Source organism: Streptomyces sp. NRRL B-1347, from assembly GCF_000720325.1.
Taxonomy (GTDB): domain Bacteria; phylum Actinomycetota; class Actinomycetes; order Streptomycetales; family Streptomycetaceae; genus Streptomyces.
Map to the genome: position 1 here is coordinate 93839 of NZ_JOJM01000063.1, position 8591 is coordinate 102429.

Genomic DNA, 8591 nt, shown 5'->3' on the forward strand with positions numbered 1-8591 from the left:
CCGCCCGCCGCCGGTCCCGGCCGCCGCGCGGGCCCGTCCCGCCACCCCCCCGCGCACACCTAATCGAACTCAACTCGCATATTCCTGGCAGTAGTTCGAACGATTCCCGGCGTGGCGCGGTCCTTGCCACCCACTTGGCGTCCTCTTGCCGGAAAACCCCTTGAGCGCCGTCGGGCGTGGGTCACTATGGCGCCCGAAACGCCCTACCGCGACGCAAGGGACCCCAGATGAGACTGACCGACATATCGCTGGACTGGCTGCTGCCCGGCGGCGTCCTGCTCTTGGGCATGGCAGTGGCGGTGGCGGTGCTCGCACGGGGCAAGAAAGCCCAGACGAAGGCGGCCCCCGCCGAGGACTCGTGGGAGCGCAACGAGGAGCGCCGCAGGCGCAAGGAAGTCGTCTACGGCACCGCCTCCTACGTCCTCCTCTTCTGCTGCGCGGCCGTCGCCGCGGCCCTCTCCTTCCACGGCCTGGTCGGCTTCGGCCGGCAGAACCTGAACCTGTCGGGCGGCTGGGAGTACCTGGTGCCGTTCGGGCTCGACGGGGCCGCGATGTTCTGCTCCGTGCTCGCGGTGCGCGAGGCCAGCCACGGGGACGCGGCGCTCGGCTCGCGGCTCCTGGTGTGGACGTTCGCGGGGGCAGCCGCCTGGTTCAACTGGGTGCACGCGCCGCGCGGGCTCGGCCACGCGGGCGCCCCGCAGTTCTTCGCCGGGATGTCCCTGTCCGCCGCCGTCCTCTTCGACCGGGCGCTCAAGCAGACCCGCCGCGCCGCGCTGCGCGAGCAGGGCCTCGTACCGCGGCCGCTGCCGCAGATCCGGATCGTACGGTGGCTGCGGGCGCCCCGGGAGACGTTCGGCGCGTGGTCGCTGATGCTCCTCGAAGGCGTGCGCACGCTCGACGAGGCCGTCGAGGAGGTCCGCGAGGACCGGCGCGAGAAGGAGCAGGCCAGGACGCGCCGCCGCGACCAGGAGAAGCTGGAGCGGGCGCAGTTGAAGGCCATCAGCAGGGGCCGTGGCTACCACGGGCGCGGGGGCCGGCAGGTCGACGTCCCGGCCGTGACGCAGTCGGTGGGGTCCGCGCAGGTCGGCGCGGACCCTGCCATAGCGGCCCCGCCGCAGCAGGAGCAGTTGCCCGTGCGGTCCCGTCCCTCCCTCCAGGCCGTCAAGGGCGGACCTGAGACCGTGACGGTCGACCTCACGGCCGAGGACGACACGCAGACGATTCCGCGCCTCGACTCGCTGGAGCGCAAGCTGAAGGATCTGGAGCAGCAGTTCGGCTGACCTCGCGGGGCGCCCTTCACCGGTCCGGGGGCCCGGCCCCCGGACCGGCGGTCCGAGGGCGGAGCCCCCGGACCGGCAAAGGGCTAGAAGCTGTCCGCGTCCAGCTCGAACCACACCGCTTTGCCCACGCCGTGCGCCCGTACGCCCCACGCGTCCGCCAGGGACTGGACGAGCATCAGGCCGCGGCCGTGCGTGGCGTCGCCCGCCGCGGGGGTCCGCACCCGTGGTCGCCGTCCCACGAAGTCCCGGACCTCGACCCGCAGCCGCCGCGGCCCCACCGTCGCCGTCAGGACCGCGTCGCGGTCGGTGTGCACCAGGGCGTTCGTGACCAGTTCGCTGGTGAGCAGCTCGGCCACGTCGGACGAGCCGGTGCGCCCCCAGCGCCGCAGCAGGTCCCGCAGCGCGGCCCGGGCCTCGGACACCGCCCGCAGGTCGGAGCGGACCAGTCTGCGCCGCAGCTGGAGCCCGCTCTCACTCGTCACACCGTCGACTTGATGGTCCTCTCGTCTCACCGAGGCCGCCCCCCAACCGATGGCGGCACCTCCTTGCGCGTACCTGACCATGACCCCCGCCCACAAGTCCGTCATCGAACATGCTCACGGGATGCATGCCCGCCCCACTTGGCGCCACTCATGTCCATTCGTCAACCAACGAAGCGGATGCGCCGATGGGTTGAGGGGAAGTGAAGCCGAGTACCACTCGGGATCGACCATGTGGAGGAGCCGCCGTGCACGACGACCGACTGCTGGTGGAAGAGCGCCTGGAGCGCGCGGTGCGGCAGTTCATCCGGCCCGCCCAGTACGCCGACCGCGTGCCGCTCGCGCTCTCCGTGTGGCACGCGGTCGGCGAGCCTGCGCCCGTCACCGAGGCGCTCGACGCGGTGTACGAGCCCTTCGACACCGGCACCGCCTGGGGAAAGCCCTGGTCGACGAGTTGGTTCCGGCTGGAGGGGCAGGTGCCTCAGGCGTGGCGCGGGCGGCGGGTGGAGGTCGTCGTCGATCCGGGGTTCACCGGCGAGGGGCCCGGGTTCCAGGCCGAGGGCCTCGTCTACGACGCCTCCGGGGTCCCGCTGAAGGGCATTCACCCGCGCAACCGCCACGTTCCCGTCGCGGCCCGCGCCCAGGGCGGGGAGCCGGTGCGCCTGTTGCTTGAGGCTGCGGCCAACCCGACGGTCCTGCACGACTTCGTGCCGACCCGGCTCGGCGACGTCCTGACCGCGGGCGATCAGCCGATGTACCGATTCGCCGCTGCCGACGTGGCCGTACTGGACGAGGCCGTATGGCATCTGCTCCTGGACATCGAGGTCCTGTCCGAGCTGATGGGCGAGCTGGACGCGGCGCGGCCGCGGCGCCACGAGATCCTCCGGGCCCTGGAGGACATGCTCGACGCGCTCGATCTGCACGACGTGCGGGGCACCGCCGCCGCGGCCCGCGCGGAGCTGGCCGAGGTGCTCGCGCGGCCCGCGCACGCCAGCTCCCACCGCGTATCGGCGGCCGGTCACGCGCACATCGACTCGGCGTGGCTGTGGCCGCTGCGCGAGACGGTGCGCAAGGCGTCCCGGACGTTCGCCAACGTGACGGCGCTCGCGCATGACTATCCGGAGCTGGTCTTCGCCTGCTCGCAGGCGCAGCAGTACGCATGGGTCAAGGAGCACCAGCCGCACATCTGGGAGCGGATCAAGAAGGCGGTGGCGGCGGGCAATTGGGCGCCCGTCGGCTCCATGTGGGTGGAGTCGGACGCGAACATGCCCGGCGGGGAGGCCCTGGCCCGGCAGATCGTGCACGGCAAGCGGTTCTTCCAGGAGGAGTTCGGGGTCGAGACCGAGGAGATCTGGCTGCCGGACTCCTTCGGGTACACGGCCGCCTTCCCGCAGCTCGCGCGGCTTGCGGGCGTGCGCTGGTTCCTCACCCAGAAGCTGAGCTGGAACCAGTCCAACAAGATGCCGCACCACACCTTCTGGTGGGAGGGCATCGACGGCACGCGCGTCTTCACGCACTTCCCGCCCGTGGACACGTACAACTCCCAGTTCCTCGGCTCCGAACTGGCCCACGCCGAGCGGAACTTCGCGGAGAAGGGGCGCGCGACCCGCTCCCTGGTGCCGTTCGGCTGGGGCGACGGCGGGGGCGGGCCGACCCGCGAGATGCTGGAGCGGGCCCGCAGGCTGCGGTCCCTGGAGGGCTCGCCGCGGGTCGAGATCGAGAAGCCGTCGGCGTTCTTCGCGGCGGCCGAGGAGGAGTACGGCGAGCGGGCCCCGGTGTGGTCCGGCGAGCTGTACCTGGAGCTGCACCGGGCGACGTACACCACGCAGGCGGCGACCAAGCGCGGCAACCGGCGCAGCGAACACGCCCTCAGGGAAGCCGAGTTGTGGTGCACCACCGCCGCCCTCAAGGACTCCGGCTACGCCTATCCGTACGACGCCCTCGACCGGCTGTGGAAGACGGTCCTGCTGCATCAGTTCCACGACATCCTGCCGGGCTCGTCCATCGCGTGGGTGCACCGGGAGGCGCGGGACACCTACGCGCGCGTGCTCGCCGAGCTCGACGGCATCACGACGGACGCGGTACGTCACCTCGGGTCCGGGTCCGGCTCCGGCTCCGGCGGCATCTGCGTGCTGAACGCGTCACCGTACGCGCGCAGCGAGGTCGTCGAGCACGGCGGCGCGCTCACCCATGTGCACGTGGGCCCGCTCGGCACCCGCGGCCTCACCGTGGCCGCGGGGCACGAGCGCGCCCCGGAGGCGGTGACGTCGGCGACGCGGACCGGCACCGAGATCATCCTGACGAACGAGCACCTGCGCGTCACCGTCGACGCCGACGGGCTGCTCGCCTCCGTGCGGGACCTGGACCACGACCGCGAGGTCCTCGCGCCCGGCGCCCGCGGCAACCTCCTCCAGCTGCACCCGGACCACCCCACCCGCTACGACGCCTGGGACCTGGACAAGCACTACCGCCACCGGCACGCCGACCTGACGGCCGCCGAGTCCGTGGAGCTGGTCGAGGACGGGCCGCTGCGCGCCTCCGTACGGGTCGTACGCGCCTTCGGGAACGGCTCGCGGATCACGCAGGAGCTGCGGCTCGCGGCGGGCAGCCGCCGCCTCGACGTGGTCACGGACGTGGACTGGCGCGAGTCGGAGAAGGTGCTCAAGGCCGCGTTCCCGCTGGACGTGCACGCCGAACGGTCCACCGCTGAGATCCAGTTCGGGCACGTCCACCGGCCCACGCACGCCAACACCGGCTGGGACGCGGCCCGGTTCGAGATCTGCGCGCACCGGTGGCTGCGGGTGGCGGAGGACGGCTACGGAGTCGCGGTGCTCAACGACTCGACGTACGGGCACGACGTGACGCGCGCCGAGCACGCCGACGGGCTCGGCACGACCGTGCGCCTCACGCTCCTGCGGGCGCCGCACAGCCCCGACCCGGACACGGACGTGGGCCCGCACCGCTTCACGTACGCGCTGCTCCCCGGGGCGGAGGTGGGGGACGCCGTCGCCGAGGGGCTCGCGCTGAACCTGCCGCTCCGGGTGGCGGAGGCGGGCGACGTCGCGCCGCTCGTGCGGGTCGACCACCCCGGGGTGACGGTGGAGTCGGTGAAGCTGGCGGAGGACCGGAGCGGGGACGTGGTGGTGCGCCTTTACGAGTCCCGGGGCGGCCGGGCCCGCGCCGTGCTGACGGCGGCGTTCCCCGTGGCCCGCGCGGAGGTCACGGACCTCCTCGAACGGCCCCTGCGCCCCGCCACCACCACCGCAGCGGGCCTCGCCGTCTCCTTGCGGCCCTTCCAGATCCTGACGCTACGGCTGCGCCCGGCGTAGCGATTCCCCCGCGGCGGGGTGCTTCCCGCCCGGGAGTCGGTCCTGGCCTTTGCGGGCCGACCTGTGGCAGCGGGCCAAGGACGCGCACGACGAAGGGCGGCTGCGGGTCACCGAGGTGCGAGCCGGCCAGTACCTGGGCTCCGGCGCGGTCTCACCGTTCACCCTGCTGATCGCGCCCCGGGTCCGCGAGGGCGAACTGGCTCTCGTCCTCGGCAACCCCGATGCCGCGCATTCGTTCTCCTACACCGAGGACGTCGCGGCGGCGCTGGTGGCGGTCAGCGGCGACGAGCGGGCCTGGGGACGGGCCTGGCACGCCCCGGTCATCACCACGACCGTGCGCGAGGCCGCGACCGAGCTCGCCGCACTCCACGGAGCGCCCGAACCGCGGTTGGATCCGCTCACCGAACGGGACTTGGCGCTGCTGTCCTTCACCGATCCGCTGTGGCGCGAGTTCGCCGAGATGAGCTACATGTCCGAGCGCCCGTTCACCGTGGACGACAGCGACGCCCGCGCCACCTTCGGACTCAAGCCTGCAACGCTCCGTGAGGCCCTGGCGGCCTGATGCGGCGGGCGGTGGCTCAAGGCCTCGGGATGTTGCGCAAGTTGGAGCGGGCCAGCTGGACCATGCGGCCGACTCCGCCGTCCAGGACGATCTTGCTGGCGGAGAGGGCGAAGCCGGTGACCATGTCGGAGCTGATCTTCGGGGGGATGGAGAGGGCGTTGGGGTCGGTGACGACGTCGACGAGGGCGGGGCCCTTGTGGGCGAAGGCGCCCTTGAGGGCCCCGGCGAGCTGCTTGGGCTTCTCCACGCGCACCCCGTAGGCCCCGGCGGCACGGGCCACGGCCGCGAAGTCGGGGTTGTGGTTGGCGGTGCCGTACGAGGGGAGGCCCGCGACGAGCATCTCCAGCTCCACCATGCCGAGCGAGGAGTTGTTGAAGAGGACCACCTTCACCGGCAGGTCGTACTGCACGAGCGTGAGGAAGTCGCCCATCAGCATGGTGAAGCCGCCGTCGCCGGACATGGAGACGACCTGCCGCCCGCGGTCGACGAACTGGGCGCCGATCGCCTGGGGCAGCGCGTTGGCCATGGAGCCGTGGCTGAAGGAGCCGATGATGCGGCGCTTGCCGTTCGGGGTGAGGTAGCGGGCCGCCCAGACGTTGCACATGCCGGTGTCGACCGTGAAGACCGCCGAATCGTCGGCCAGGTCGTCGAGGACCGAGGCCACGTACTCGGGGTGGATCGGGACGTGCTTCTCGACCTTGCGGGTGTAGGCCTTGATCACGCCTTCGAGCGCGTCGGCGTGTTTCTTCAGCATCTTGTCGAGGAACTTGCGGTTCGACTTCGGCGAGACGCGCGGGGTGAGGCAGCGCAGCGTCTCGCGCACGTCGCCCCAGACGGCGAGGTCCAGCTTCGAGCGGCGCCCCAGGTTCTCGGGCCGCACGTCGACCTGGGCGATCTTCACGTCGTCGGGCAGGAACGCGTTGTACGGGAAGTCGGTGCCGAGCATGATCAGCAGGTCGCACTCGTGGGTCGCCTCGTACGCGGCGCCGTAGCCGAGCAGCCCGCTCATGCCCACGTCGTACGGGTTGTCGTACTGGATCCACTCCTTGCCGCGCAGCGCGTGCCCGACGGGGGCCTTGAGCTTCTCGGCGAAGGCCATGACCTCGGCGTGCGCCCCCGCGGTGCCGCTGCCGCAGAAGAGCGTGACCTTGTCGGCCTCGTCGATCATCGCGGCGAGCCGGTCGATCTCGGCGTCGCCGGGGCGCACGGAGGGGCGCGAGGTCACGAGGGCGGTCTCGGCGGCCTGGTCCGGGGCGGGCTCGGACGCGATGTCGCCGGGCAGCGAGACGACGCTGACGCCGGACTGCCCCACGGCGTGCTGGATGGCGGTCTGGAGCAGGCGCGGCATCTGCTGGGGGTTGGAGATCAGTTCGCTGTAATGACTGCACTCGCGGAACAGCTGGTCGGGGTGGGTCTCCTGGAAGTAGCCGAGGCCGATCTCCGACGACGGGATGTGGGAGGCCAGGGCGAGCACCGGGGCCATGGAGCGGTGGGCGTCGTAGAGGCCGTTGATGAGGTGGAGGTTGCCGGGGCCGCAGGAGCCCGCGCAGGCGGCGAGGGTGCCGGTGATCTGGGCCTCCGCGCCGGCCGCGAAGGCGGCGGTCTCCTCGTGCCGGACCTGGATCCAGTCGATCTGCGGGGTGCGGCGGATCGCGTCGACGACGGGATTGAGGCTGTCGCCGACGACTCCGTAGAGCCGCTTGACCCCGGCGCGGACGAGGATGTCGACGAACTGCTCGGCGACGTTCTGCTTGGCCATGTCTTCATGCACCCCTTCGGTCGCTATGGGTCCATGAATTCACAGGGGGCGCCCTCACGCCTCCCAAACGGCCGCAGCGGTCCGGTCGTCGGCGTACCCCTTGACCCGTACTTGGGTGTCGGCGAGGAACGCGGCGAGGCCGGGCGGCCCGCCCTCGGCCCACCGGCGGGTGAGGTGCCGGGACAGCTCGGGCTCGCCGCGCAGCGGTTCGGCGAGGCCGCCGGTGCACAGCAGCAGCGCGTCACCCGGGCGGGCGACGGAGGCGCGGAAGCGGAAGGGGTCGCGGGGCGGGGCCGGGGCGGGTTCGTACGGGCTCGGGGGCGTGGTGATGCCCAGGTCCATGGTGAGCCGGTCGCCGTCGGAGGTCTCGGCGGGCGGCGAGCCGAAGCCGACGACGGCGGCGCCCGTGGCGGTGGCGACGCGCGGCTCGATGTCCTGCCACTCACCGCCGCGCAGCCGGAACAGGCCGCCGGAGCCGACGCCGAAGAACACCCGGGTGCGGCAGCGCGGGTCGGCGGGCAGCAGCAGACAGCGCAGCGATGCCGTGTACTCCTCCGGTTCGAGGCCGAGGTCGGCGGCGCGGGCGCGCAGCTTGCCGAGGCTGCGGTCGGTGAGCCGGTGCAGGCCCGACTTCAGGTCGCCGCGCCGCGCGGCCCTGATGTCCTGTGCGAGCCGGGCGTGGCTGCGGCCCACGGCCCGGCCGATCCACGCGCAGGCGTCGGCCGCCGCGCGGTGGGCGCCCGCCGTGGCGCGGGCGCCGGTGGCCATGGCGACCAGGACGAGGGCGTCGTCGCCGGACCCGAAGCGGGCGGTGAGCAGCGCGTCCCGGCGCGGCTCGGCCCGGTACCGGGCGGAGTCCCCGCGTACGGAGACCGCGCGCAGCGTGCTGGAGCCGTACCGGGCGCCGTCGAGCACGGTGTCGGCGACGAGGCTGTCAAGGTCGTCCGGGTCGGCGGCGGGCAGGCCGGTCGGCTCGGCTTCGTAGGTCGGGGGGCCGTCGCCCACGTACGCCCTGGCGGGGAGTTCGAGGGCTTCGACGACGGGTCCCTGGGCGTCCGGCTCCGCCGGGGTCTCCGGGGTGCGCGAGGCCGGGACGGTGGCGGAGCTGCTCTCCGTGGAGGCCGGGGTGGGGGGCGCGGCGGGCCGCTCGGGCGCGGAGGGGAAGGTGACGGGGCCCGCGGG

Annotated in this window: 6 protein-coding genes; 3 read left to right on the forward strand and 3 right to left on the reverse strand. The window is 72.9% G+C overall.

What is annotated here, in order from left to right; genetic code table 11:
* Positions 1 to 227 precede the first annotated feature (227 nt).
* A complete protein-coding gene (locus tag IG74_RS0135935) occupies positions 228 to 1280 on the forward strand; it encodes a DUF2637 domain-containing protein (protein WP_030685906.1) in 1053 nt (350 codons plus the stop codon).
* A gap of 83 nt (positions 1281 to 1363) precedes the next feature.
* On the opposite strand, the gene IG74_RS0135940 is transcribed toward IG74_RS0135935, so the two are convergent.
* A complete protein-coding gene (locus tag IG74_RS0135940) occupies positions 1364 to 1843 on the reverse strand; it encodes an ATP-binding protein (protein ID WP_078869329.1) in 480 nt (159 codons plus the stop codon).
* Between the two features lie 164 nt (positions 1844 to 2007).
* Here IG74_RS0135940 and IG74_RS0135945 point away from each other — a divergent pair, with 164 nt between their 5' ends.
* A complete protein-coding gene (locus IG74_RS0135945) occupies positions 2008 to 5088 on the forward strand; it encodes an alpha-mannosidase (protein WP_030685908.1) in 3081 nt (1026 codons plus the stop codon).
* Between the two features lie 49 nt (positions 5089 to 5137).
* On the forward strand, positions 5138 to 5650 hold the full coding sequence (locus IG74_RS0135950) for a hypothetical protein (protein ID WP_051856127.1): 513 nt from the start codon (positions 5138 to 5140) through the stop codon (positions 5648 to 5650).
* A gap of 16 nt (positions 5651 to 5666) precedes the next feature.
* Here the strand turns inward: IG74_RS0135950 and IG74_RS0135955 are convergent, their stop codons facing one another.
* Positions 5667 to 7409: a pyruvate dehydrogenase gene (locus IG74_RS0135955; protein WP_030685910.1), complete on the reverse strand. Its 1743-nt coding sequence runs from the start codon at positions 7407 to 7409 to the stop codon at positions 5667 to 5669.
* A gap of 54 nt (positions 7410 to 7463) precedes the next feature.
* Positions 7464 to 8414: a protein phosphatase 2C domain-containing protein gene (locus IG74_RS0135960; protein ID WP_030685911.1), complete on the reverse strand. Its 951-nt coding sequence runs from the start codon at positions 8412 to 8414 to the stop codon at positions 7464 to 7466.
* Positions 8415 to 8591: the final 177 nt, after the last annotated feature.

Coding starts and splice junctions, on each gene's coding strand:
- IG74_RS0135935 (WP_030685906.1), top strand. CDS start 228: ATGAGACTGACCGACATATCGCTGGACTGGCTGCTGCCCGGCGGCGTC.
- IG74_RS0135940 (WP_078869329.1), bottom strand. CDS start 1,843: ATGGTCAGGTACGCGCAAGGAGGTGCCGCCATCGGTTGGGGGGCGGCC.
- IG74_RS0135955 (WP_030685910.1), bottom strand. CDS start 7,409: ATGGCCAAGCAGAACGTCGCCGAGCAGTTCGTCGACATCCTCGTCCGC.